Here is a 23,805-nt window from a genome sequence, read left to right as displayed (position 1 = left end):
AGGTCACAGGGATGCGGCCTTTCGGTCTTCGTTCTGGAGAGCTTCAGCGTAGGGACTGAGGGAGACGACGTCGCCGGCGACGACGACGGCGGGCGAGCGAACGCCGCGGGCAGCGGCCTGGTGCGCGATGGTGGCGAGGGTGCCGACCGTGACGCGCTGGCCGGGGCCGAAGCCGTCCTCGACGATCGCGACGGGGCAGTCGGCGCCGCGCTCGCCGTGGGCGAGGGTCATGGCCGCGTGGGCGAGGGTGCCGATGCCCATGAGCAGGACGACGGTGTGGTCGCGACCGCCGCCGAGCTGCCGGATCTGGTCGTGCGCGGTCACGACGGTGAAGGCCGTCGCGACACCGCGATGCGTGAGGGGGATGCCGGCGATCGCGGGCACCGAGACGGCCGAGGTGACACCCGAGACGACCTCGACCTCGATGCCGGCCTCGAGGCAGAACTCCCGCTCCTCGCCGCCGCGGCCGAAGATGTAGGGGTCGCCGCCCTTGAGCCGGACCACCGTCTTGCCGTCGTGGGCGAGCTGGACGAGCAGGGCGTTGATCGCGTCCTGCGGCACGGCGTGATGGCCGGGGAGCTTGCCGACGTCGACGACCTCGGCCGTCAGCTCCACGCCGTCAGCGGCGAGCCCGTCGAGCACGGCGCGGGCGCCGAGGCGGTCGGCGACGATGACGTCGGCCTGCTCGAGCGCGCGCAGGCCGCGCAGCGTTAGGAGGCCCGGGTCACCCGGTCCTGCGCCCACGAGCCACACCTTGCCGGTCGGGCGGCTCATCGGGCCGTCTCCACGAGCAGCCCGCGGCGGCGCAGCATCCGCCGCTCGAACGGGGCGAACACCACCAGCTCCACGAGGATGCCGATGACGAGGATCACGAGGATGGCGGCGAGCACCGACGAGATGTCGGCCAGCTGCCGCGACGTGTCGAGGAGGGAGCCGAGACCGAAGCCCATGGTGCCTCCGACGGTGATGATCTCGGCGGCCATGAGCGAGCGCCACGCGAACGCCCAGCCCTGCTTGAGGCCGGCGACATACCCGGGCAGCGCCGCGGGGAGCACGATGAGGGTCGCGAGGCGCAAGCGCCGTGCGCCGAGGACCGTCCCGACGCGCCGCAGCTGAGGCGGCACCTGGTCGACGCCCGACACGAGGCCGTTGACGATGGACGGGATGGCGCCCATCAGCACGACGAAGTACGCCGTGGCATCCGTCAGCCCGAACCACAGGATCGCGGCCGGGACCCACGCGACCGACGGCAGCACCTGCAGGCCCGAGATGATCGGCCCGACAGCGCGACGGATGGGGCGCACCTCGGCCAGGAGCAGGCCGATCGGCGTCGCGACGACGATCGAGATGAGGAAGCCGAGGATGCCGCGCTGCAGGCTCGTGACGATCGCCGTCGGCAGGCGGCCGGACGCCCAGGCGTCGCCGAGCGCCGCCGCGACATCGGCCGGGGACGGCACGATGTCGGGGCGCGGCTGCGCGATGAGGATGTATGCCTGCCATGCGACGAGCAGCACGAGGACGAAGAGGATGGGCGGCAGCACGCTCGTGCGGAACCGGCGCCACGCGCTCGGTCGGCGTTCGGTGTCGGTCTGCAGACTGTCGAGGCCGGCCGCGAGGTCGCGCAGCTCGGCATCGGTCGGGGTGACGGCTCGAACGGTCTCCGAGCCTGTGGACGGGTCGCCCGCGTTGATGCCCGTCGAGTGCGACGCCTCGACGGGCTCGGCGACCGGGATGCGGGTCTCAGGCGGCATTGCGGCGGATCTCCTTCCGCAGCTGCTCGGTGATCTGCTGTTCGAGGACGGCGTGGTCGGCTCCCGCGGTGCGCCACTGGCCGGCGATGCGGCCGGGACGGCTCGAGAGCAGGATGACGCGCTGGCCGAGGCGGGCGGCCTCGCGCACGTTGTGCGTGACGAAGACGATCGTGCGGCTCGTGGCACGCCAGACGCGCTCGAGCTCCTCGTGCAGGATGTCGCGCGTGATGGCGTCGAGCGCCGCGAAAGGCTCGTCCATGAGGAGCACCGGTCGGTCCTGCGCGAGGGCGCGCGCCAGCGCGACGCGCTGGCGCATGCCGCCGGAGAGCTCGTGCGGGCGCTTGTCCGCGGCATCCGTCAGCGACACGATGTCGAGCAGCTCGAGTGCCCGCGTACCGCGCTCGGCGCGGGGCACGCCGCGCAGCCGCAGTGCCAGCTCGATGTTCTTGCGCGCCGTGAGCCACGGCATGAGCGCCGAGTCCTGGAACATGAAGGCGGAGCCCTGGGCCGGGGTCTCGATGGTGCCGGCGGTCGGCGCATCCAGGCCCGCGATGAGGTTCAGCAGGGTCGACTTGCCGCAGCCCGATGCGCCGAGCAGGCACACGAACTCGCCGGGAGCGATGTCGAGGGTGATGTCCTCGAGCACGACGGGCCCGGAGCCGTAGCGCTTGCCGACGTGCTGGAGGCGGATCGCCGGCGCCGGCGCGAGGGGAGCTGCGACCGGCGGCGTGGTCATGTCGAAGCTCGGCCCGAGGCGGCGCTCCGGCGCCGGCGATCCGGAACTCATTGCTGGCCCAGTCCGTGCGCCGACACGGCCTTCTCGCCGTCGGCCTTCAGGATCTCGTTGAGCAGCCGCAGGTCGAAGAGCCCCTCGATCGAGCCCTTCTTCTGCGTGCCGGCGGCCAGGCCGTGCTGCACGAGTTCGGTATACGTCTGCGCCTGCGGGTCCGCCGAGAACGTCACGTGCTCGAGCGACCGGTTCAGGACGGCATCCGAGAGGCCCTTGCCCGAGTCGGACTTGAGCTTGTCGTTGATCGCGGCGGCGGCCTTGCTCTTGCTCTTGTTCAGCCAGTCGATCGCATCGACGTCGCCCTGCACGAGCTGCTTGACGGTCTGCGGATGCTTCGCCAGGAAGTCCGCGTTCACCACGAGCACCGTCGTCGGGAACGCGCCGTTCTTCCACAGGTCGGCCTCGTCGACGAGCACCTTGGCGCCCGCGTCCTCGACCAGCCGCGAGACCCACGGCTCCGGCAGCCAGGCGCCGTCGATCTTGCCCTGCTGGAAGAGCGCAAGCGTCTGCGCGTTGTCGGTCGGCGTGATCTTCACGTCGCCGCCTCCGGTCGTGTCGGTCTGGAAGCCCTTGCTCCCGAGCCAGCTGCGGAGCGCGACATCCTGCGTGTTGCCGAGCTGCGGGGTCGCAAGCGTCTTGCCCTTGAGGTCCGCAGGCTTCGTGACGTCGCTCTTGACGACGAGCGCCGCCCCGCCGGTGGTCGCACCCGCGACGATGCGCACGGAGCGTCCCGCCGACTGGATGTAGGAGTTGATCGACGGGCTCGGGCCGATGAAGGCGGCGTCGATGGCGCCCGCGGAGAGGGCCTCGATCGTCGCCGGGCCGGCGTTGAACAGCTGCGTGGTGATCTTCGCGTCGATGTCCTTGTCGAAGATCCCCTCCTGCAGCCCGATGAGTGCCGGTGCGTGGGTCACATTGGCGAAGTAGCCGATGCGCACCTCGGATGCCGGGGTCCCACCCGTCAGCGCCGCGGGCGACTTGGTCGCCGCATCGGCAGAGGCGGCGCAGCCGGCCAGCATCATGGCTGCGAGGGCCAGGGTCGTGAACTTCGCGGTCTTAATCATGCGTTGCGCCTCCTTCGTGATGGGTGGATGTCGGGTGTTGCGGTGTCCCGGCGATTCAGGCCAGGACGGTCCCGGCGGCGAGTGTGGCGCCGTCGGACGGATGGATGACGAGGAACGACCCGCCCGCGCGTGCCAGCGCGTAGGGCTCGACCGGGAGGTCGGCGGCGACGCGCACGTGCGCGCGGCCGATGTCGTTGACGGAGAGCGATGCCGCGTCCTCGTGCGCGAGCGCATCGAGGTCGTAGCGGCTCGTGATCTGCAGCACCGCCTGGACGGTCGAAGTGCCGTGCTTCACCAGCACGCGGGTGCCGGATGCGAGTCCCCGGGCGTCGAGCTGGAAGAGCTCGGCGTCGAACTCGCGCTTCGGGACGGGGGCCGCGTCGGCGGCGGCGAGCACCGTGCCGCGCGCGGCATCCACGTCGTCGGCGAGCTCGATCGCGACGGACTGGGGGGCGGATGCCTCGTCCGTCGGCGCTCCGGCGACCCAGACGCCGGTGACCGTCGTGCGGAGGCCCGCAGGGAGAACGGTGACCTCGTCGCCGACGCGCACCCGGCCCGACGAGATGCGCCCCGCGGATGCGCGGTAATCGCGGAACTCGTCGGCGTCGAGCCCCGGTGCGAGACCGCCCTGCGGGCGGAGCACCAGTTGCACCGGCAGCCGGAAGGGCTCGCCCTCGGTCTCGAGCTGGTCCTCGGCGGGCAGGGTCTCGAGCAGCTCGATGAGCGACGGGCCGTCGTACCAGGGGGTGCGCTCGGAGCGATCCACGATGTTGTCGCCCTCCAGTGCCGAGACGGGCAGCACATGCAGGTCGTCGATGTGGAGCTGCGCGCCGACCGCTCGGGCCTGCTCCTCGACATCCGCGAAGATCGCCTGGTCGAAGTCGACCAGGTCGATCTTGTTCACGGCGATGATGACGTGCGGCACACGCAGGAGCGCGACCACCGCGAGGTGGCGACGCGTCTGCTCGAGCACGCCCTTGCGCGCGTCGACCAGGACGACGACGGCGTCGGCCGTCGCGGAGCCGGTGACCATGTTGCGCGTGTACTGAACGTGTCCGGGGCAGTCGGCGAGGATGAAGCTCCGGCGGTCGGTCGCGAAGTAGCGGTACGCGACGTCGATCGTGATGCCCTGCTCGCGCTCGGCGCGCAGGCCGTCGGTGAGGAGAGCGAAGTCGAAGCCGGTGCCGTGCGCGAAGCCGCGCTCGGCGGAGGTGCGCGCGACCTGCTCGAGCTGGTCGGCGAGGATCGCCTTGGCGTCGTGCAGCAGCCGGCCGACGAGCGTCGACTTGCCGTCGTCGACCGAGCCCGCGGTCGCGAAGCGGAAGAGGGTGGTTGCGCGCGTGGGGGCGGCGATGCTCATCAGAAGTACCCGTCCTTCTTGCGGTCCTCCATGGCGGCCTCGCTGATGCGGTCGTCGGCCCGGGTCGCACCGCGCTCGGTGAGGGTGGAAACGGCGACCTCGGCGACGATCGCGGCGGTGGTCGCGGCATCCGACTCGACCGCTCCGGTGCAGCTCATGTCGCCGACCGTGCGGTAGCGGACCGTGCGCTTCTCGACGCTCTCGTGCGCGAGCGGCTGCGAGACCTCTCCCACTGCGCGCCACATGCCGTCGCGCCGGAAGACATCGCGCTCGTGGGCGAAGTAGAGCGGGGGGAGTGCGATGCCCTCGCGCTCGATGTAGCGCCACACGTCGAGCTCGGTCCAGTTCGAGATCGGGAACGCCCGGACATGCTGACCGGGCGTGTGGCGGCCGTTGTAGAGGCTCCAGAGCTCGGGGCGCTGGTTGCGCGGGTCCCACTGGCCGAACTCGTCGCGCAGCGAGATGATGCGCTCCTTGGCGCGGGCCTTGTCCTCGTCGCGTCGCGCGCCGCCGAAGACGGCGTCGTGCCGCCCGGCCGCGATGGCGTCGAGCAGGGGCATCGTCTGCAGCGGGTTGCGCGTGCCGTCGGCGCGCTCGTGCAGGCGTCCGTCGTCGATGTAGTCCTGCACACGGGCGACTTCGAGACGGATGCCGAGGCGAGCCACCGTGTCGTCGCGGAACGCGATGACCTCGGGGAAGTTGTGGCCGGTGTCCACGTGCAGCACCGGGAACGGCACCTTGCCCGGGAAGAACGCCTTGGTCGCCAGGTGCAGCACGACGACGGAGTCCTTGCCGCCGGAGAAGAGCAGCACGGGGCGCTCGAACTCGGCGACCACTTCGCGGATGATGTGGATCGCCTCTGCCTCGAGCTGGTCGAGGGCGTCGAGACCCGTGACGGGAGTCGCGGTCAGGGTGTCGCTCATGCGTGCAGCCCGCATTCCGTCTTGGAGGTGCCGGCCCAGCGGCCCGACCGGGGATCTTCGCCGGCGGCGACCGGCTTCGTGCAGGGCTCGCAGCCGATCGAGGGGTAGCCGAAGTTCACGAGGAGGTTCACCGGCGCCTTGTGCTCGGCCGCGTAGGCGAGCAGGTCGTCGAAGCTCCAGGATGCGACGGGGTTCACCTTGACGAGCCCGTTGCGCTCGTCCCACGTGACGAGCGGGGTGTTCGTGCGGGTCGGCGCCTCGTCGCGGCGGACGCCCGTGAACCACACCTCGTAGCCGCCGAGCGCCTCCTGCAGGGGAGCGACCTTGCGACGCGCGCAGCACAGCGCAGGGTCGCGCTCGAACAGCTTCGCGCCGAACTCGGCATCCTGCTCGGCGACGGTCTGCTCCGGCGTGATGTCGATGATCCGCACGTCGAGGACGCGCTCGACCTCATCGCGCGTGGCGTAGGTCTCCGAGAAGTGATAGCCGGTGTCCAGGAAGAGCACATCGACGCCGGGCAGCTGCTCGGCGACCAGGTGCGGAAGAGCGGCGTCGGCCATCGAGCACGCGACGGCCGCGGCATCCACCCCGAAGTTCTCCGCGACCCACGCGACGACCTCGGCGGGCGTCGCCTCGTGGTCCGTGAGGCTGCCGAGCTCGATGTTCCCGCGGTCGGCGAGGGCCTTCAGTTCCTCCGCGCTGCGCTTGACCGCGACGCGGGGGGCGAGGGAGACGGTCATTGGAGTGCCTCCTCGTCTGCGCGGTGCGCCCACTGTGCGAACGTCTCGTCGGCCTCGCGGTCGGCGAGGAAGCGGGTGACGACCCGCTCGACGTAGTCGGCGATGCCGTCGGCGGCGACCTTCAGCCCGCGGACCGTGCGGCCGAGGCCCGGCTCGTCACGGTCCTGCGAGGCGAGCCCGCCGCCGAGGTGCACCTGGTAGCCCGGCACCTGCTCGCCGTCGATCGTCACGAGCTGACCCTTGAGGCCGATGTCGGCGGTCTGGATGCGGGCGCAGGAGTTCGGGCAGCCGTTGACGTGAAGGGAGATCGGATGCGGCAGCTCGAAGCCCGCGAGTCGCTCCTCGAGGTCGAGCACGGCGGCGGTCGCGTTGACCTTCGTCTCGACGATCGCCAGCTTGCAGAACTCGATGCCGGTGCACGCGATCGTGCCGCGGCGGATGAGGCTCGGCCGAGCCTGCAGGCCGAGCTCGTCGAGCTCGGCGATGAGCGGCTCGACCTGCTCCTCGGGGACATCGAGGATCACGATCTTCTGATGCGGTGTCGTGCGCAGGCGTGCCGATCCGTGTGCTTCGACGACGTCGGCGAGCTTCGTGATGGTCTCGCCGCTCACGCGGCCGACGATCGGGGTGACGCCCACGTAGAAGCGGCCGTCCTTCTGCCGGTGGACGCCGACATGATCCCCCGGCTCGCCGGGGCGCGGGGCTGCGGGTCCGTCGGCCAGCGCGTAGCCGAGGTACTCGTCCTGCAGCACCTGGCGGAACTTCTCCGTGCCCCACTCCGCGAGGAGGAACTTGAGGCGCGCCTTGTTCCGGAGGCGACGGTAGCCGTAGTCGCGGAAGATCTGCGTCACACCGTGCCACACGTCGGCGACGCGGTCGGGCTCGACGAAGGCTCCGAGGCGCTCGCCGAGACGCGGTGTCGTCGACAGGGCGCCGCCGACCCAGAGGTCGTAGCCGGCGCCGAGCTCCGGATGGACGACGCCGACGAAGGCGACGTCGTTGATCTCGTGCACGACGTCCTGGCTCGGGTGGCCGGTGATGGCGGTCTTGAACTTGCGCGGGAGGTTCGCGAGCGAGGCGTCGCCGATGAAGCGTTCGGTGATCTCCTGGATCTGCGGCGTCGGGTCGACGATCTCGTCGGCGGCGATACCCGCGACGGGCGATCCGAGGATGACGCGCGGGACGTCGCCGCAGGCTTCGGTGGTCTGCAGGCCGACCGATTCGAGGCGGCGCCAGATCTCGGGGACGTCCTCGACGCGGATCCAATGGAGCTGGATGTTCTGGCGGTCGGTGATGTCGGCGGTGCCGCGCGCGAAGTCGGTGGAGATCCCGCCGATGACGCGAAGCTGCTCGGTCGTGAGCTGTCCGCCGTCGATGCGGACGCGGAGCATGAAGTACTCGTCCTCGAGCTCCTCGGGCGTGAGCGTCGCGGTGCGGCCGCCGTCGATGCCGGGCTTGCGCTGCGTGTAGAGGCCCCACACGCGGAAGCGCCCGTGCAGGTCGGTCGGGTCGATGCTCTGGAAGCCGCCCTTCGAGTACACCTTCTCGATGCGCGCGCGCACGCTCAGGCCGTCGTCGACCTGCTTCCACTCCTCGTTGCCGTTCAGGGGCGCTGTGCCGTCGATCTTCCACTGGCCGTTCGGCTTGGATGACGGGCGCGGCGGCCGCGCGCGGTCTGTGACCGCCCGAGCGTGCCCGTCCGGCTGCCGCGCGTCCGTGTCGCTGATCGTCACTGGTGGGCACCTCCCCGGTCGTCCGGCTGAGCCGGGCAGGCCCGTTCGGACCTCTGGCGAGGCTATGCCCGAGGGTCGGCGTGTGACATCTCGCGTGTCATGTCACGGAACGCGACGTAACGCGGAGACATGAACTTGACGCATGTATTCCATAACGTCCAGTTATTGTTCGACGATCTAGTGTCGGCCGTCGTCCGTCGACCCGTCCGCCTCGCGTTGGAGCGGGGTGGGGGAGGCGGCCGGCGGAAGCTCGTCCGGCGTCTCGACGGGCTCGAGCGTCGCGGCGTTCAGCGGCTCGTGGCCCGCGGGCAGGTTCGAGAAGTCGGGGGCGATCACGAGCGCCTCGTGCGGGGAGTCCGGCAGTCCGAAGTCCTTCATGGTTCCCTCGGCCGTCAGCACGAGGTCCGCCGACTGCCTCGGCAGAGTCCTTCCGCGGAAGAAGTCGGGCTTGACGATCCACCACACGCCCATCAGCACGAAGCCGATGAGGATTCCGCCCACACCGACCACCGCTTCCGCGCCGATGCCGAATATCGTGACGTTGTTGCCGTTGTCGTCGGTGAGCCAGTCCGGTGCGGCGAACTGGATGAGCCCGTAGATGAAGACCGCCGTGAGCATGAGGCCGCCGAGGAGCGGGAACAGGCCGCGCATGATCAGGGAGCGCGCGCCCGTGAACAGCAACCGCCGGTAGTACCACACGCAGGCGAATCCGGTGAGGCCGTAGTAGAAGGCGATCATGAGGCCGATGGAGCCGATGAGCGCGTTCAGGAGATTGACGCTGATCGCCGTGAAGATGAGGTAGAAAACGGCCGAGATGACGCCCATGCCGATCGTCGACCAGGTGGGGGTGAGGAACCGGGGGTGGATGCGGGCGAATCTCTCGGGGATCGCCTTGTACACGGCCATCGACAACGACGTGCGCGCGGTCGGCAGGATCGTGGTCTGTGTGGAGGCCGCGGCGGAGGTCAGGATCGAGAACGCGAGCGCGGTGATCAGGATGGATCCGATGGGTCCGCTGCCGAACAGTGCGGGTGCGATCGCGGAGAAGACGTCGTTGGCGTTGTCGGGATTGCCGAGCCCGACCCCCTTCGTGCCGACCCCCGCGAAGGCGACCGCTGCCACGGTGACGAGCGCATACGTGAGCAGGAGCAGGACGGTGCTGATGACCGCGGCGCGTCCGGGCGTCTTGCCGGGGTCCTTCGTCTCCTCGTTCACGGAGACGGCGGTGTCCCAGCCCCAGTAGATGAAGATCGCGGTCAGGAGCGCGGGTGCGATGACCTGGCCGAAGTCGAGCGTGAACGGGTTGAACCAGCTGAGCTGCGGGATGAGGGAGTACGGCTCGGCGTTGCCCGTGTAGACCTTCACGAGCGCGAACGTCGCGAAGAAGATGAGGATGATCACCTCGAAGCCGAGGAGGACGTACTGCAGGCGTGCGGAGATCTCGATTCCGCGGTAGCAGATCCACGTCATGAGCGCGATCCAGACGAGTCCCGCGATCGTGACAGCCGTCGGATTATTCGCGAGGTCGCCCACCGCGGGGAGCCCGAACCCGCCGACGAAGGTGAAGGAGTACTGGCCGGCGATCTGCGCCAGATTCGACATCACGATGACGTCCGCGATGATGATCCCCCAACCTCCCATCCACCCGGTGATCGGGCCGAAGGCGCGTGTCGCCCACGTGAAGGTCGTGCCGCAGTCCGGTTCGGCCTTGTTGAGCTCCTGGTAGGCGACCGCGATGAGGTACATCGGGACGAACGCCAGGAGCACGATGCCGGGCGCCTTCACGCCGGCCAGGAGTGCTCCGCCGCTCGCGACGATGAACCCGAGGCTGGCGGCCAGGCTGTACGCCGGGGCGGTGGAGGCGATGCCCACCACGACGCTCGACACCAGGCCGAGTGCGCCGTCCTTGAGACCCTTGGTCTCGACGTTCTGTGTCGGGGAACCCTGCATGCTGCTCATGACGAACTCCGCTCTGCGACGCATCGGTCTCGGGTGGACCGGAGGGTGGCGATGCCGAATTCTATCCGCGGGTCAGCGCGAACGGGAGGGGTCTGCGGCGTCCTGATAGAGCTCGACGACGATGTCGACGAGGGATGCCGCGGGCTCCGTGTCGGGCGTCAGCAGCGGGCGCGCGACGGGCCGGCCGTGCGCCTCGCGCGTCGCCAGGTCGTGGAAGTAGCCGGGCGCGAGCAGGTAGTCCGCCACGACCGTGTCCGGCGACACCGCGACCGCGGCGTCCACCGCGGCGCCGAGCCGCGGCTCGGCGGCCGCGAGGAATCCGACCTGAACATCGCGCCCGAGCTTCTCGCCGAGCATCCGGGCGACGATGCGGCAGTCGTCGTTGGCGCGCTCGTCGCTGGAGCCGGCCACCGCGAGGACGACGGCGTGCGGGGCGGGCTCGACCTCCCGGAGCCGCTCGGCGAGGACGTCGGCGAGTCGAGGGTCGGGGCCGAGGGCGGGCGTGATCGTGATGTCGTCACGGTGCGCGCTCTGCTCGCGGAGGTCGATGCGGACGTGGTAGCCGGCCGACAGGAGGAGCGGCACGATGACCACCGGCCCGTCGGTGAGTTCGCCGAGGGATGCCGCGACATCCGGCTGCTGAACGTCGACGTGCCCCAGCCGCACGGTGACCTCCGGCAGGCGTCGTGCGACCGCGTCGACGAGCGCCTGGATGGACGCCTGCCCCTCCGGGGACGCCGTTCCGTGCGAGATCGCGAGCAGTGCGGGGTGCGGCATCCGCTCATTCTTCCGCAGCAGGGCGCGTTCCATATTGACAGCATGCTGTCAATATGGAACGATGTCCGCATGGCCGGGAAGCGAGATGACCTGTGGGCGCTGTCGCTGGCGGTGTTCCGCGTGAACGGCCTCTTGATGCGCAACGGTGAACGGCTGACGGCTCCTTCCGGGCAGTCCAGCGCGCGCTGGCAGGTGCTGGGACGAGCGGACGACGCGCCTCGGACCGTCGCGCAGATGGCCCGGGAGCTCGGGCTCGCGCGCCAGAGCGTCCAGCGGGTGGCTGACGCGCTCGAAGCCGACGGCCTGGTCGCCTATGTCGACGATCCCGCAGATCGGCGGGCGCGTCAGGTGGCGATCACTTCGGCAGGAGCGAGGGCGCTGGCCGACATCGTCGATCGTTACGATCGCTGGGCGGAGCACATGGCCGCCCTGGTGGATGCCGACGACCTCCGCCTCGCGACGGCGGCGCTCGACCGGGTCGGCGACTGCATCCAGGCCGACCTGGCCGATGCTTCCGGCGGCGGGGTCGGGAAACCGGCGGTCGGAGTCGTGCTGAGTGAGAGGAGTACCTCATGAACACCTACGTCGTGCTGTACCACGCGCCGCAGGAGGTGTCCGCGCGGTTCGCGTCGGCGACCCCCGCGGAGGCTCAGACCGGGCTCACGCTCTGGGCCGCGTGGAGCGAACTCCTGGGCGATCAGCTGCTCGATGTCGGTCGGCCCCTGGGCACGCCGATCACCGTGACGGCGGATGGCGTCGTCGACGGTGGCAGCGATGTCGTCGGGATGTCCCGCATCCGTGCGGAATCCCGCCGCGACGCGGTCGCCCTCGTGCAGAATCACCATCACCTCGCGTGGGGTTCGATCACGGTTCTCGAGGAGCAGGTGATCCCCGAGCTCGCCTGAGGCCCGCCTCTGGTGTGTGAGCCTCCTTCGAGGGCGTCGAGCTACCCTGCGTCGCCGATCGTGCGCAGCAGCCGGCGGTACTCGGCATCCATCCCGGCGTTCGCCCGGCGCGGGTCATCGGACGAGCCGTGCCGGAGCACATCCTCGAGATAGCGCCGGTCGGCATCCAGGCGCGCGAGGGCATCGGTGCCCACATGCCCATGCCCCGGGATCACGACAGCCGCGCGCGCGGCGTAGGGCGCCAGCACGTCGAGCGCGGCGCGATAGGCCGGCACGTCATCCGGATCGAACGGCAGCGGAAGCTCGACGTCGCTCAGCATGTCGCCCGCGATCAGCACGCGCTCGCGCGGCAGCCACAGCGCGGTGTGCCCCGGCGCGTGCCCGTCGTGCACGATGAGCTCGATCTCGAAGCCCGCGGATTCGGGGATGCCGTCGGCCACGGCATCCACCCTCCCCATGAGGTCGACGAGGGGATGCGGGAACCCGGCGCCGAGTCCTTCCACCAGCGAAGCCCGCTCGGTGCGCGCCAACGCGGCGGTCTGCGCGGAAGCCCACCGCGGAGCATCCCCGAATCCCGGATGCCAGAGCAGATGGTCGTGGTGCGCGTGGGTGGCGAAGCCGCCGACCACACGCAGCCCGGCCACGAAGGAGGCCAGGGCGGCGAGCTCGTCGGGCATCCAGGCGGGGTCGACGAGGAACGCCTCGCCGCCCCGGGCGAGGACGGTCGACGTCGTCAGCATCTTCCGGCTCGTGGCGACGTGGATGCCGGGTGCCACCTGCTGCGGAACGCTCACGCGCTCACGGTAGAGCACGAAGAAGAGGCCCGCGACGTCTCCGTCGCGGGCCTCTCACATCGCCGTTACGCGCTCTGGCGTGCCGCGAACCCGGCTGCGAAGCCGCGCTCGTACGCCGCCTCGGCACCGCCGTCGGCGTGCTCGTCCCCGTGATGCTCGTGCTCGTGCGCGTCCTGGCCGTGGGGGCCATGCCCGCACTCGGCTCCGCGGTGGCCGGGATGTCCGTGATGTCCGTGGTGCTGCCAGGGTCCGCGACCCTGCTCCCACGGTCCGTGACCATGCCCCCAGCCACCGGCGGACTCGGGACCGAACCCGGGGCCGAATCCGGGACCGAAGCCTCGGCGACCGCTCCAAGGCCCGAAACCGGGGCCGAATCCGGCACCCCGGAACCCGGGACCGAACGCGGGACCGAACCCGGGACCGAACCCTGGCCGGCCGAAGCCGCGCCCGGGAACCCCGGCCTTCTCGTCCCACCCGAGCGCGCGCGAGACGCCCTCGAGCGACGACGCCAGAGCCTCGTACTGCTCCTGCCCGACCGCGTCGCGCATCGTGGCGTGCAGCTCGTCGAGCCGCTGGGTGAGCCGGTCGGCGGCCGCGCGGCCGTCCTCGGTGAGCTCCCACGTGCCGTCGCCCCGCTGGTGGGCCCAGCCGCGGTCTTCCAGCGATCGCAGCTTCTTGTCGCGATCGGTGGTCAGGGGGCCTTTCGCCAGTCGGCGCAGCAGCATCCCGTCGCGTCGCGACAGCCCCTCCGCCGCGAATGCGGCACCGAACGACTGGGCGACCTGGAAGTCTGCGATGCGGAGCCAGTCGCGCAGCGACGGCGTCCATTCCGTGTTTTCGTTCTCCGTCATGAGAACTCCTCTCGATGAAGTACATGTCATCTGGCATGTACATGCAGTGTGACATGCATCTGGGATCCATGTCAAGTCGCATGTATCGTCGGGGTATGAGCGACTCCGACATCGACCGCATCGCGAACGCGCTCGCGCGCCTGCGCGGCCGCCGGATGCCGTTTCCCGGTGGCCCGGTCATGCCTCTTCGTCCGTCGGATCAGCCCTGGCCCGGCATGCGGGGAGGCCCCGGCATGCATGAGCACGGCCCGCACGACCACGGCTGGCCCGGCGGCCCGCACGGCCACCAGCCGCCGCCCTGGGCCGGCGCCATGCACGGCCGCTTCGGCGGCCCGGCCCGGTTCCGTCTGCTGGAGGCGCTGGCCAAGGCATCCAGTCCCCTCTCGGTGAGCGAGCTCGGCGACGCGATCGGCGTGGATCAGCCCCGCGCGTCACGGCTCGTGCAGCAGGCCGTCGAGATGGGACTCGTGCGCCGGGAAGCCGACCCCGACGACGCGCGCCGCACGCGCATCGCCCTCACGACGGAGGGGGAGCGTCTCGTGGGCGGCTTCCTGGGGCAGCGGACGGATGCCGTCGCCGCCGCCCTCACGGACTTCACCGACGCCGAGCGGGCGGAGCTGGCCCGCCTGCTCACGAAGCTGGCAGACGCCTGGCCCGGCAACCCCTCCAACACCCGCTGACGGGACGGCTCACCGCAGGAATCCGTGGTCGATCGCGAACAGGCTCGCGCCGACCCGGTTGCTCACGCCGATCTTGGCGTAGGTGTGCTCGACGTGGTTGCGCACGGTCTTCTCGCTGATCGAGAGGGATGCCGCGATCTGCCGGTTCGTCCGGCCTTGAGCCACGAGCGTCAGGACCTCCGCCTCGCGCGGAGTGAGACCGGCCGGCGCGGCCGGCCGCGACGAGGCGCCACCCACGGTGGCGGCGACCGCCGCGACGGCCTCCGCATCCAGTCGTCCCTCCGTTGCGCGCCGCTGAAGGCGCTCGAGCGCAGCCGAGGGCTCCAGCGCCTCCCGGTAGGGCCGCGGCTCGATCGCCGAGCGAAAGGCGACGGCCGCGGCGAGCAGCCGATCGGCGCGTGTGAGGCTCGTGCCGCGGCTGCCGGCGGGGTAGCCGCTGCCGTCGGGCCGCTCGTGATGGGCGCGGACCAGGGCGGCCTCGGCATCCATCCCCGGAACCCGGGAGAGCACGCGGCCGCCGAGGTACGGGTGCATCCGCACCCGCTCCCAGTCGGCGTCGTCGAGGGGGCCCGCTTTCGACCAGATGAGGTTCGAGACGCCGAGCCGTCCGATGTCGTGCAGGTAGGCCGCCCGCCGCAGGGTCGACGCCTCCGCCGCCGACATGCCCATCGCGAGAGCCGCCGATCCGGCCAGCGTCGCCACCCCGCGCGAGTGCCCGAGCATGAACGGGCACTTGAGGTCGACGAAGTCGCCGATCGCGGCGAGCGTCTCCTCGAGGGCCTCGCCGTGCAGCACCACATCGCGGTCCGGCGCGCAGTCGATCGCCGCCGTCCACGCGTCGGAGCCATGCGGGATGTCCAGCAGGGCCGCGGCATCCCCGACGAATGCGTCGACGATCACCGGGTCGAACTGACGGCCCCGCCTGCTCTGCGCCATCGCGAGGGCGGCGTCGGCGCCGCCGAGCCGGTCGTGCACTTCGGCGGTGCCGGCGAGCTGCGCGATCCGCATCTCGATCGGAATCCGATCCCCGGACAGCCCCTGCGGGAGCCCCCGGCCGTCGTACCGCTCGAAAGCGCAGGCGACGGCATCCTGAACCTCGCGCGGCAGACCCAGTCGCGCAGCCAGCAGCGACGCCGACAGGCAGTGCGAGTGCAGCAGGCGGCCGAGGTTGCCACGTGCATCCGTCATCATCCCGGCGAGCGTCGCGACGCGCCGCGTGACCGGCTCGCCCTCGGCGACGTGGTCGACGAGGAACCGCAGGAACGGCAGCCCCGACCAGTCGACGAGGTACGACGCACCGCGCACGGCGATGTCGTCGCCGAACCAGCGGGCGTACTCCTGCGAGTCGGCGGTGCAGCCGATCCACATGAGCAGCGTCGAGTAGTAGGTGGCGCCCCGCTGCTGCGCGGACAGCCCGAGGCGGCCGGCGAGCCTGCTCGCGAGGATCGCGGCCCGCAGCATGTGCTCGGCCGGCTGGCCGAGCCCGAGGTCGATCGCGATCGACAGCGCCGCGAGCATCTCGGCCCGCGTCGGAGCCTTCATGGCTGACGCGCCCACGGCGCCATTGTGGACGATCGGATGCGCCGCATCCAGGTCCCGCGCTCACGGAGCGTCGGCCCGAACCTCGGGGGCGAGGTGACGGATCGGGTCGAACGACGCGAACCGCGCCTCGCCGACGTAGAAGATCCCGCGCTGCGGCATCCAGAAATCGCCCAGCCGGGACTGCTCGTCGAGCGGATGCGCCGACCCCAGATCCGCCCCCGCGAGAGTCGCCGTGCTCGAGGCGACCGACCACACCCGCAGCGGAACCACCTGGAAGTGCTGCCGGTTCGGCGCGGCGCCGGCGAGCCGCATCCGTCCCGCCCGCAGCATCGGGCGCGACATGGGCCCCATGGCGGCCAGCAGCGGGTCGCTGCTGCGCGCGGCCGCCGGCATGGCGCCCGCCACCCTCGTCATCATCCGCGTGGCGGGCGTCGCCTGGAGGGCGATGTCCCACGCGAGAGTGCGCGGGATGCGCACGCGCAGGCGATGCGCATCCGTCCAGGTCAGCTCGATCGCGGGAACGCGCTCGAAGGATGCGGCGGAGCTGAAGTAGCGCGGACAGCTCCGCTCGGGCGCCGCCGTCACGTACATGTGCCAGCGGCCGTGCGGGTCGCGGTGCCACACGGACCGGTACGGGTCGCCGATCGTGGTCTCGGTCCACACGCGCAGGGCGAGGTAGTGCCCGCTGTCGAAGGCGATGCCCATGACGCCGAACCCGGTGAATCGTTCCTCGATGCCGTCCGGAAGGTCGGGGTGTCGTGTCGCGTCCTCGGCGGCGGATGCGGGTGTGACCTGCGTGCTCATGTCCCGACTCTCGTCGCCTCACCGCGCGGGGGCATGGGGCATCCGCCTCAATTCGACCGGCCGATCTCCGTGGGGTGCGGACGACATCCCGCGCCGGCAGGAGCGAGCGCCCGCCCGCAGGCGTCCCGACTCATGGGACTTCTGGCCCAACCCCCGACCGGGCAGCTGGCCAGGATCAGTCATCGGGGCGCTCGATTCCCAGGGTGAGGTCGCGACCAGCTCAGGGTTCCGTCGGCCTTCCACACGGCAACAGATCGAAACGAGGAGTCTCATGGTCCGTACGTATGTGGTCACCGGGTCCGCAAGCGGCATAGGCAAGGCGACAGCGGAGCTGCTCGTCGAGCGCGGGCATCGAGTCATCGGCGTCGACGTGGCGAACGCGGATGTCTGCGTGGACCTCGGCACGGCCGAGGGTCGCGGCCGGCTGGTCGACCAGGTCCGCGATGCGTCGGGAGGGCGCATCGACGCCGTCCTCGCGATCGCGGGGATTGCCACGCCGACACCGGCAACGGTCTCGGTGAACTACTACGGGGCGGTGGCGACTCTCGAAGGCCTTCGGCCGATGCTCGCCGATTCCAGCGCTCCCCGTGCCGTTCTCGTGTCTTCGATGGCCGCTCTCTTCCCGCCGGATCAGACGCTTCTCGATGCTCTGCTCGAGCACGACGAGCCGACGGCTCTTGCGCGAGCCGTCGAGCTCGCGGAGAACGCGGACACGGGCGCGCTCATCTATGGCACCGCGAAGCGCGCGCTCTCGCGCTGGGTGCGTCGAAACGCCCCTCGTCCGGAATGGGCGGGCGCCTCGATCCCGCTCAACGCCATTGCCCCCGGTGTGGTGCTCACTCCGATGACGGCCGACCTCACCGCCAGCGAGGAGGGCCGCCAGCAGCTCTCCCAGATCGTTCCCATGCCCCTGAACGGCTTCTTCAAGCCCCGTGACGCGGCGGAACTCCTCGTCTGGCTCACGAGCGAGGAGAACGCGCACCTGTGCGGCCAGATCATCTACATCGACGGCGGCTCGGATGCCGTCATGCGCGGCGACTCGGTCTGGTAGCGGCAGGCGACGAGACCTTCGGCACGGGCTGCGGCGCCTTCACCGGCAGCAGGAGCAGCAGCCCGATGAGCAGCACGAGGACGATCGCGAGGATCCCCCAGTACTGCGCGCCGCCGAGGGCGACGAAGATGCCGAAGAGCGTCGGCGCGATGAAGGTCGCCGCTCGACCGGTGGTCGCGTAGAGGCCGAAGACCTCGCCCTCGCGGCCGGGCGGGATGATCCGGGCGAGGAACGTGCGGGAGGCCGACTGCGCGGGGCCCACGAACAGGCACAGCAGCAGCCCGAAGATCCAGAACATCGTCTGGCCGCCGCCGTGCAGGAGGAACACGGCCGTCCCGCAGACGATGAGTCCCACGAGCGAGACGACGATGAGCGGCTTCGCGCCGAACCGGTCGTCCAGCGCGCCGCTGGACACGGTCGCGATGCCGGCGACGATGTTCGCCGCGATTCCGAAGAGGATGACCTCGCTCGCAGAGAAGCCGAAGGTGCCGGCGGCCAGGACGCCGCCGAAGGTGAAGACGCCGGTGAGGCCGTCGCGGAAGACGGCGCTCGCGATGAGGAAGTAGACCGTGTGCCTCGCCTCGCGCCAGAGCCGCGCGATGTCGCGGAAGAGCTTCATGTACGACGCGCCGATGCCGACCTTCACCGGATCGCCGTCCGGGCGGTTCTCCGGCACCGCGATCAGCACCGGGAGGGCCGAGAGCAGGAACCACACGGCTGCTGCGGCCATCGCGATGCGGACGCCCGTCGCGCTGTCGAGGCCCAGGATGCCGAACGGCGGGATGAACAGGATCAGGAGGATCAGCAGGAGCACGATGCCGCCGAAGTACCCCATGCTCCAGCCGAAGCCGGACACCTTGCCGACGTTCCGCGGCGTGGACACCTGCGACAGCATCGCGTTGTAGTTGACGCTCGCCAGCTCGTAGAAGACGGTGCCGACAGCGAGCAGCGCGATCCCGAACCAGAAGAACGCCGGGTCGGGCTGCACGAAGGCCATCAGGGCCAGCATCACGACGACGATCACCGTGTTGACGGCGAGCCACAGCTTGCGCCGTGCCGACGCATCCGTTCGCTGCCCGGTGACCGGCGCGGTGATGGCCACGAGAAGTCCGGCGGCGCCCAGGGCGAATCCGACGGCGGCGCTCGTCGACGCGTTCGAGCCGAACGAGTCGCTCGTGATGTACCGCGTGAAGACGAAGGTGGTCGCGACGGCGTTGAACGCGGCGGAGCCCCAGTCCCACAGCCCCCACGCGAGCACCTTGCCCCGGCCCGGCGCCACGGCGCTCGCGGGCGCATGGGGGGCTGAGGAGCCTGCCGCGATCGAGTCCATGTCGCTCAAGCCACAGCCCTTTCGTGAACGCCCGTGCCCCGCATCCATGCTCTTCGAAGGAGGATGCCGCCCGCTTCGTCACGGCGCGCGCTCAGGCTACCGCGCGCAGGCCACAATGGAGGCTCATGAGGCCTGTTCCCCGCGTGCGGTTCGCGCTGCGGCGTTCCCTCGATCGAGCACTGGTCGTCATCGGGGTCGCCGCAGTGCTGCTCGGCGTGTTCCAGTACGCGGTCATGCCGGTGAACGACAGCCCGGTCGGGCTCATCCTCGCGTGCCTGCCCCTGATCTTCTGGGCCTACATCGCGGGCGGGGTCATCGCGTGGCGCCGCCGCCCGAGCAACCCCATCGGCTTCCTCATCGTGATCGCCGGCGTCGCGATCTACCTGGGGCTGCTCGGCAACGCCACGATTCCGCTGCTGCAGGCGCTCGGCGCGATCTTCGCGAGCGTGGCGCTGGCGGCGACGCTGCACCTCCTGCTGGCGTTCCCGTCGGGACGGCTGACGCGGCCGGCGTTCTGGATCGTCGTCGCCTGCTACGTCGTCTCGCTCGTGCTGCAGGCGCCCCGCTATCTGCTCGACCCGCAGGGGCCCTACCCGCCGTTCGCGGTCGCCGACGCGCCGTCGATGGTGCAGGCGTCGGAGCGAGTGCAGGACATCGCGGGCTTTGTCGTCATGAGCGCCGCGGCCATCGTGCTGGCGGCCCGGCTGAGCCGGGCGGCAGGACCCCAGCGTCGCGTCCTCATCCCGCTCTACGTCTACGGCATCATCACGGTGCTCTACACCCCGCTCTCCAGCCTGATCGGGGTCGACCTGCTCGGCTTCGACCCGCTCGTCCGCACGGTGATCCAGCTCGCGCTGCTCGCCGGCATCCCGCTCGTGCTCGCGATCGCCATCCTGCGTGGCGGCTTCGCCCGCACGAGCGAGCTCGAGGAGCTGTCGACGTGGCTCGGCAGCACGACCCGGACGAGCTTGTCGATCGAGGCACTGCTCGCGACCGCCCTCGGCGATCCCACGCTGCGGCTGGGTGTGTGGGTCGCCGAGCGTGGGCAGTTCATCGGCGACGACGGCCAGGTCATCGAGCCGCCGACGTCGCCGACGCGCGCGTGGCATGTGATCGAGCGCGACGGCCGGACGATCGGCGGGTTCTCGTACGACTCGGCGCTCAAGGGCGACGCGGACCTCGTGGAGCGCGCCGGCAACGTCGTGGCGATCGCGGTCGAGAGCGAGCAGCTCACCGCCGAGCTGCTCGCCAGCCGTCAGGCGCTCGTGGAGTCGCGCGAGCGCATCGTCGAGGCCGCAGACCGAGAGCGCCGGCGTATTGCGGGCGATCTGCACGACGGCCTGCAGGCGAAGCTCGTGATGCTGGCGCTCGAAGCCCACCGGATCGCTTCAGCTCCTGCATCCGCCGTGCCCGAGCGCGCGCTGCGCCTGCGTGCCGACATCGACGCCGCCGCGGCCGATCTGCGTGCCTTCGTCCACGACCTCGTGCCCGCTGCGCTGATCGAGCGGGGGATCACGGCCGCCGCCGAGGACCTCGTGGATCGCATGCCGATCGCGACCGTGCTGGATGACAGCACAGACGGCGCGGCCTTCGGCCCGGCGATCGAATACACCGCGTACCACGTGATCTCGGAGGGCCTGACGAACATCGTCAAGCACTCCCGGGCGAGCGCCGCACGGGTGCGGCTCGGCAGCTCCGAGGGGGTGCTGCGCATCGAGATCGCCGACGACGGCGTCGGCACCGCCGCGATCGACCGCGGCACGGGGCTGCGAGGTCTCGCCGACCGAGTCGACGCCGTCGGCGGCACCCTCCGGATCCACAGCATGCCCGGGACGGGCACGACCCTCAGAGCGGAGCTGCCGTGCGCATCGTGATCGCCGAGGACGAGGCTCTCATCCGCCGAGGACTCGAGCTCGTGCTCGCCGACGCCGGTCATGAGGTGGTCGCATCGGCGACGGATGCCGAGGGCCTGATCGCCGCGGTCGGGCGGCTGCATCCCGATCTCGTCGTCACCGACATCCGCATGCCGCCGACGTGCACCGACGAGGGGCTCGTCGCCGCGCTGGAGATCCGCCGCACCGATCCGAGCACGGCGGTCGTCGTGCTGTCGCAGCACGTGCAGCGCCGCTACGCGCGCGAGCTGCTCGCCGACGGCGTCGAGCGCGTCGGCTATCTCCTCAAGCAGCGGATCGCCGACATCGACACGTTCCTCGCCGACCTGGAGCGGGTCGCCGCCGGCGGCACGGCCCTGGATCCCGACGTCGTCGCGGTCATGATGGGCCGGGCGCGCAACGCCGACTCCGCAGTGGGGGCGCTGACTCCCCGACAGCAGGAGGTGCTCGCGCTCGTCGCCGAGGGACTCAGCAACGCCAGCATCGCCACCCGCCTGTTCCTCACCGAGAAGGCGGTCGTGCAGCACGTGTCGCGCATCTATGACGCTCTCGGTTTGACGGCGGATGCCGAGTCTCACCGGCGCGTGCAGGCCGTCGTCCGCTACCTCGACGCCTGAAGAAAGGACCGGGAAGGGGCGCCCAGCCCGCCCCCATCCCGTCCCATGCATCCGGGCCCGTCTTGACGACGCTCCCCAGCGTGGCGTCGAGCTCTTCGGATGCGCGTCTGCGCCGATGGCGCGGAGACATTCGGGACGCTACGGGAGCGTGTTCGCCGGTGGCTAGGGACCCAGGTCCCTACTGCACTCCGAGCCAAACTTGAGTGCGTTCATATCAACTTCACTTGACGCCGAAAATGCCCCGGCGTATGCTTGAGCCATCGCGACTCAAGATTCCCGTCTTCTCGGGATGTCATGGGTCGACGAGCAGATGTGAAAGAGAACCCCGGGCCGCGGCATCCGTCGCGACCCCCGTCAAGGAGAGAGAACACATATGCCCCGTGCAGTGGGAATCGACCTCGGTACGACGAACTCGGTCGTGAGCGTCCTCGAGGGCGGCGAGCCCAAGGTCATCGCGAACGCCGAAGGCTTCCGCACGACGCCCTCGGTCGTGGCGTTCACGAAGGACGGCGAGGTGCTCGTCGGCGAGACCGCCAAGCGCCAGGCGGTCACGAACGTCGACCGCACGATCACGTCGGTCAAGCGCCACATGGGCACCGACTGGAAGACCCAGCCGATCGACGGCAAGACCTACACGCCGCAGGAGGTGTCGGCGCGCATCCTGCAGAAGCTGAAGCGGGATGCGGAGCAGTACCTCGGCGACTCCGTCAGCGACGCGGTCATCACCGTCCCGGCCTACTTCAACGACGCCGAGCGCCAGGCCACCAAGGAGGCCGGCGAGATCGCGGGCCTGAACGTCCTGCGCATCATCAACGAGCCGACCGCGGCGGCTCTCGCCTACGGCCTCGACAAGGGCAAGGAGGACGAGCTCATCCTCGTCTTCGACCTCGGTGGCGGAACGTTCGACGTCTCGCTCCTCGAGGTGGGCAAGGACGACGACTTCTCCACGATCCAGGTGCGGGCGACCGCCGGTGACAACCGCCTCGGCGGCGACGACTGGGATCAGCGGCTCGTCGACTACCTCATCAAGCAGTTCAAGGACACCACGGGTGTCGACGTCTCGGGCGACAAGATCGCGCTGCAGCGCCTCAAGGAGGCTGCAGAGCAGGCGAAGAAGGAGCTCTCGTCGTCGAGCTCGACGTCGGTGAACCTGCCCTACCTGTCGCTGACCGAGTCCGGCCCGGTGTCGCTGTCGGAGACGATCACGCGCGCGAAGTTCGAGGACCTCACCAAGGACCTTCTCGACCGCACCAAGAAGCCGTTCGAGGACGTCATCCGCGAGGCCGGCATCAAGGTCGGCGACATCGACCACGTCGTGCTCGTCGGCGGATCGACCCGCATGCCCGCGGTCTCCGAGCTCGTCAAGAAGGAGACCGGCGGCCAGGAGCCCAACAAGGGCGTGAACCCGGACGAGGTCGTCGCCGTCGGCGCCGCCCTGCAGGCCGGCGTCCTCAAGGGCGAACGCAAGGACGTGCTGCTGATCGACGTCACCCCCCTGAGCCTCGGCATCGAGACCAAGGGTGGCATCATGACGAAGCTCATCGAGCGCAACACCGCCATTCCCACCAAGCGCAGCGAGACCTTCACGACCGCCGACGACAACCAGCCGTCGGTCGCCATCCAGGTCTTCCAGGGCGAGCGCGAGTTCACGCGCGACAACAAGCCGCTCGGAACGTTCGAGCTCACCGGAATCGCGCCGGCGCCCCGCGGCATCCCGCAGATCGAGGTCACCTTCGACATCGACGCGAACGGCATCGTGCATGTGTCCGCCAAGGACAAGGGCACGGGTAAGGAGCAGTCGATGACGATCACCGGCGGCTCGTCGCTGCCGAAGGACGACATCGAGCGGATGGTGCGCGAGGCCGAGGAGCACGCGGCCGAGGACAAGAAGCGCCGCGAGTCCGCCGAGACCCGCAACCACGCCGAGACCCTCGCCTACTCCATCGAGAAGCTCATCAAGGAGAACGAGGACAAGCTCCCGGCCGAGGTCAAGAACGACGTCCAGGGCGACGTCGACGCGCTGAAGACCGCGCTCGCCGGCGATGACGACGACGCCGTGAAGAACGCGTTCGACAAGCTGAACCAGTCGCAGGGCAAGCTGGGCGAGGCGATCTACGCCTCGCAGCAGGCTCAGGGCCAGGAGGCCGACCCGAACGTCGCCGACCCGGGCAACGGCTCCGTGCCGAATCCCGAGGAGGACGTGATCGACGCCGAGGTCGTCGACGACGAGGAGCAGAAATAA

The 23,805-nt window shown here is 70.4% G+C and carries 22 protein-coding genes; 7 read left to right on the top strand and 15 right to left on the bottom strand.

What is annotated here, in order from left to right; all coding sequences use genetic code 11:
• Window positions 1-3: 3 nt before the first annotated feature.
• From cobA to AC0NZN_RS14900, 10 genes are all read right to left on the bottom strand, one after another.
• A complete protein-coding gene (gene cobA / locus AC0NZN_RS14945) occupies window positions 4-774 on the bottom strand; it encodes a uroporphyrinogen-III C-methyltransferase (RefSeq protein ID WP_474593107.1) in 771 nt (256 codons plus the stop codon).
• Entirely contained in the window at window positions 771-1,751 is a 981-nt protein-coding gene (locus AC0NZN_RS14940) for an ABC transporter permease (protein WP_474593106.1), read from the bottom strand. The genes cobA and AC0NZN_RS14940 overlap by 4 nt, the downstream gene beginning before the upstream one ends.
• On the bottom strand, window positions 1,741-2,487 hold the full coding sequence (locus tag AC0NZN_RS14935; protein ID WP_474593183.1) for an ABC transporter ATP-binding protein: 747 nt from the start codon (window positions 2,485-2,487) through the stop codon (window positions 1,741-1,743). The genes AC0NZN_RS14940 and AC0NZN_RS14935 overlap by 11 nt, the downstream gene beginning before the upstream one ends.
• 47 nt (window positions 2,488-2,534) lie before the next feature.
• Window positions 2,535-3,605 carry an ABC transporter substrate-binding protein gene (locus AC0NZN_RS14930; RefSeq protein ID WP_474593105.1) on the bottom strand — a complete coding sequence of 357 codons (1,071 nt, stop codon included), beginning with the start codon at window positions 3,603-3,605 and terminating at the stop codon, window positions 2,535-2,537.
• A 55-nt stretch (window positions 3,606-3,660) separates the two neighbouring features.
• Window positions 3,661-4,965 (bottom strand): sulfate adenylyltransferase subunit 1, encoded by a 1,305-nt coding sequence (locus AC0NZN_RS14925; protein ID WP_474593104.1) that lies wholly within the window; start codon window positions 4,963-4,965, stop codon window positions 3,661-3,663.
• Entirely contained in the window at window positions 4,965-5,888 is a 924-nt protein-coding gene (gene cysD / locus AC0NZN_RS14920; protein ID WP_474593103.1) for a sulfate adenylyltransferase subunit CysD, read from the bottom strand. The genes AC0NZN_RS14925 and cysD overlap by 1 nt, the downstream gene beginning before the upstream one ends.
• Complete coding sequence (locus tag AC0NZN_RS14915; protein ID WP_474593102.1) at window positions 5,885-6,628, bottom strand: phosphoadenylyl-sulfate reductase; 744 nt, start codon at window positions 6,626-6,628, stop codon at window positions 5,885-5,887. Before AC0NZN_RS14915 ends, cysD begins: the two co-directional genes overlap by 4 nt.
• Entirely contained in the window at window positions 6,625-8,361 is a 1,737-nt protein-coding gene (locus AC0NZN_RS14910; protein ID WP_474593101.1) for a nitrite/sulfite reductase, read from the bottom strand. Before AC0NZN_RS14910 ends, AC0NZN_RS14915 begins: the two co-directional genes overlap by 4 nt.
• A gap of 177 nt (window positions 8,362-8,538) precedes the next feature.
• Window positions 8,539-10,320 carry an APC family permease gene (locus AC0NZN_RS14905; RefSeq protein WP_474593100.1) on the bottom strand — a complete coding sequence of 594 codons (1,782 nt, stop codon included), beginning with the start codon at window positions 10,318-10,320 and terminating at the stop codon, window positions 8,539-8,541.
• Between the two features lie 72 nt (window positions 10,321-10,392).
• On the bottom strand, window positions 10,393-11,097 hold the full coding sequence (locus tag AC0NZN_RS14900) for a sirohydrochlorin chelatase (RefSeq protein ID WP_474593099.1): 705 nt from the start codon (window positions 11,095-11,097) through the stop codon (window positions 10,393-10,395).
• On the opposite strand from AC0NZN_RS14900, the gene AC0NZN_RS14895 reads away from it, so the two are divergent.
• Together AC0NZN_RS14895 and AC0NZN_RS14890 are read left to right on the top strand one after the other, a co-directional pair.
• Window positions 11,089-11,673 carry a MarR family winged helix-turn-helix transcriptional regulator gene (locus AC0NZN_RS14895; RefSeq protein WP_474593098.1) on the top strand — a complete coding sequence of 195 codons (585 nt, stop codon included), beginning with the start codon at window positions 11,089-11,091 and terminating at the stop codon, window positions 11,671-11,673. The two genes, AC0NZN_RS14900 and AC0NZN_RS14895, sit on opposite strands and share 9 nt — an antisense overlap.
• The gene (locus tag AC0NZN_RS14890; protein WP_474593097.1) at window positions 11,670-12,002 is read left to right on the top strand and encodes a hypothetical protein; all 333 of its coding nucleotides are present in this window, start codon (window positions 11,670-11,672) and stop codon (window positions 12,000-12,002) included. Before AC0NZN_RS14895 ends, AC0NZN_RS14890 begins: the two co-directional genes overlap by 4 nt.
• A gap of 41 nt (window positions 12,003-12,043) precedes the next feature.
• Here AC0NZN_RS14890 and AC0NZN_RS14885 read toward each other — a convergent pair whose 3' ends face one another.
• Both AC0NZN_RS14885 and AC0NZN_RS14880 read right to left on the bottom strand, forming a co-directional pair.
• A complete protein-coding gene (locus tag AC0NZN_RS14885; RefSeq protein ID WP_474593096.1) occupies window positions 12,044-12,796 on the bottom strand; it encodes an MBL fold metallo-hydrolase in 753 nt (250 codons plus the stop codon).
• Window positions 12,797-12,861: 65 nt separating this feature from the next.
• A complete protein-coding gene (locus tag AC0NZN_RS14880; protein WP_474593095.1) occupies window positions 12,862-13,647 on the bottom strand; it encodes a hypothetical protein in 786 nt (261 codons plus the stop codon).
• Window positions 13,648-13,742: 95 nt separating this feature from the next.
• On the opposite strand from AC0NZN_RS14880, the gene AC0NZN_RS14875 reads away from it, so the two are divergent.
• A complete protein-coding gene (locus AC0NZN_RS14875) occupies window positions 13,743-14,327 on the top strand; it encodes a MarR family winged helix-turn-helix transcriptional regulator (protein ID WP_474593094.1) in 585 nt (194 codons plus the stop codon).
• A gap of 9 nt (window positions 14,328-14,336) precedes the next feature.
• Here the strand turns inward: AC0NZN_RS14875 and AC0NZN_RS14870 are convergent, their stop codons facing one another.
• Together AC0NZN_RS14870 and AC0NZN_RS14865 are read right to left on the bottom strand one after the other, a co-directional pair.
• Window positions 14,337-15,884, bottom strand: a complete 1,548-nt coding sequence (locus AC0NZN_RS14870) for an HD domain-containing phosphohydrolase (protein WP_474593093.1) — start codon at window positions 15,882-15,884, stop codon at window positions 14,337-14,339.
• Between the two features lie 45 nt (window positions 15,885-15,929).
• Window positions 15,930-16,673 carry a hypothetical protein gene (locus AC0NZN_RS14865; RefSeq protein WP_474593092.1) on the bottom strand — a complete coding sequence of 248 codons (744 nt, stop codon included), beginning with the start codon at window positions 16,671-16,673 and terminating at the stop codon, window positions 15,930-15,932.
• Window positions 16,674-16,944: 271 nt separating this feature from the next.
• Between AC0NZN_RS14865 and AC0NZN_RS14860 the strand changes: the two genes are divergently transcribed.
• Entirely contained in the window at window positions 16,945-17,724 is a 780-nt protein-coding gene (locus tag AC0NZN_RS14860; protein ID WP_474593091.1) for an SDR family oxidoreductase, read from the top strand.
• Here AC0NZN_RS14860 and AC0NZN_RS14855 read toward each other — a convergent pair.
• On the bottom strand, window positions 17,699-19,054 hold the full coding sequence (locus AC0NZN_RS14855) for an MFS transporter (RefSeq protein WP_474593182.1): 1,356 nt from the start codon (window positions 19,052-19,054) through the stop codon (window positions 17,699-17,701). The genes AC0NZN_RS14860 and AC0NZN_RS14855 overlap by 26 nt on opposite strands.
• Before the next feature lie 125 nt (window positions 19,055-19,179).
• Between AC0NZN_RS14855 and AC0NZN_RS14850 the strand changes: the two genes are divergently transcribed.
• The 3 genes from AC0NZN_RS14850 to dnaK all read left to right on the top strand — a co-directional run bounded on the left by AC0NZN_RS14850 (window position 19,180) and on the right by dnaK (window position 23,805).
• Window positions 19,180-20,928, top strand: coding sequence for a sensor histidine kinase (locus tag AC0NZN_RS14850; protein ID WP_474593090.1), 1,749 nt, complete (start codon window positions 19,180-19,182; stop codon window positions 20,926-20,928).
• Window positions 20,916-21,563: a response regulator gene (locus tag AC0NZN_RS14845; RefSeq protein WP_474593089.1), complete on the top strand. Its 648-nt coding sequence runs from the start codon at window positions 20,916-20,918 to the stop codon at window positions 21,561-21,563. Before AC0NZN_RS14850 ends, AC0NZN_RS14845 begins: the two co-directional genes overlap by 13 nt.
• A 373-nt stretch (window positions 21,564-21,936) precedes the next feature.
• Entirely contained in the window at window positions 21,937-23,805 is a 1,869-nt protein-coding gene (gene dnaK / locus AC0NZN_RS14840; protein WP_474593088.1) for a molecular chaperone DnaK, read from the top strand.

The sequence above is a fragment of the Microbacterium sp. sgz311019 genome (assembly GCF_056135325.1).
Note: the sequence above shows the minus strand (reverse complement) of the source record. Positions and strands in the feature narration are given on the sequence as shown.

Excerpts from the sequence above, each read along its gene's own strand:
- AC0NZN_RS14850 (WP_474593090.1), top strand. The coding sequence starts at position 19,180 with ATGAGGCCTGTTCCCCGCGTGCGGTTCGCGCTGCGGCGTTCCCTCGAT.
- AC0NZN_RS14940 (WP_474593106.1), bottom strand. The coding sequence starts at position 1,751 with ATGCCGCCTGAGACCCGCATCCCGGTCGCCGAGCCCGTCGAGGCGTCG.
- dnaK (WP_474593088.1), top strand. The coding sequence starts at position 21,937 with ATGCCCCGTGCAGTGGGAATCGACCTCGGTACGACGAACTCGGTCGTG.
- AC0NZN_RS14880 (WP_474593095.1), bottom strand. The coding sequence starts at position 13,647 with ATGACGGAGAACGAAAACACGGAATGGACGCCGTCGCTGCGCGACTGG.
- cysD (WP_474593103.1), bottom strand. The coding sequence starts at position 5,888 with ATGAGCGACACCCTGACCGCGACTCCCGTCACGGGTCTCGACGCCCTC.
- AC0NZN_RS14925 (WP_474593104.1), bottom strand. The coding sequence starts at position 4,965 with ATGAGCATCGCCGCCCCCACGCGCGCAACCACCCTCTTCCGCTTCGCG.
- AC0NZN_RS14900 (WP_474593099.1), bottom strand. The coding sequence starts at position 11,097 with ATGCCGCACCCCGCACTGCTCGCGATCTCGCACGGAACGGCGTCCCCG.
- AC0NZN_RS14915 (WP_474593102.1), bottom strand. The coding sequence starts at position 6,628 with ATGACCGTCTCCCTCGCCCCCCGCGTCGCGGTCAAGCGCAGCGCGGAG.
- AC0NZN_RS14860 (WP_474593091.1), top strand. The coding sequence starts at position 16,945 with ATGGTCCGTACGTATGTGGTCACCGGGTCCGCAAGCGGCATAGGCAAG.
- AC0NZN_RS14905 (WP_474593100.1), bottom strand. The coding sequence starts at position 10,320 with ATGAGCAGCATGCAGGGTTCCCCGACACAGAACGTCGAGACCAAGGGT.
- AC0NZN_RS14935 (WP_474593183.1), bottom strand. The coding sequence starts at position 2,487 with ATGACCACGCCGCCGGTCGCAGCTCCCCTCGCGCCGGCGCCGGCGATC.
- AC0NZN_RS14865 (WP_474593092.1), bottom strand. The coding sequence starts at position 16,673 with ATGAGCACGCAGGTCACACCCGCATCCGCCGCCGAGGACGCGACACGA.
- AC0NZN_RS14875 (WP_474593094.1), top strand. The coding sequence starts at position 13,743 with ATGAGCGACTCCGACATCGACCGCATCGCGAACGCGCTCGCGCGCCTG.
- AC0NZN_RS14890 (WP_474593097.1), top strand. The coding sequence starts at position 11,670 with ATGAACACCTACGTCGTGCTGTACCACGCGCCGCAGGAGGTGTCCGCG.
- AC0NZN_RS14855 (WP_474593182.1), bottom strand. The coding sequence starts at position 19,054 with ATGGACTCGATCGCGGCAGGCTCCTCAGCCCCCCATGCGCCCGCGAGC.
- cobA (WP_474593107.1), bottom strand. The coding sequence starts at position 774 with ATGAGCCGCCCGACCGGCAAGGTGTGGCTCGTGGGCGCAGGACCGGGT.
- AC0NZN_RS14930 (WP_474593105.1), bottom strand. The coding sequence starts at position 3,605 with ATGATTAAGACCGCGAAGTTCACGACCCTGGCCCTCGCAGCCATGATG.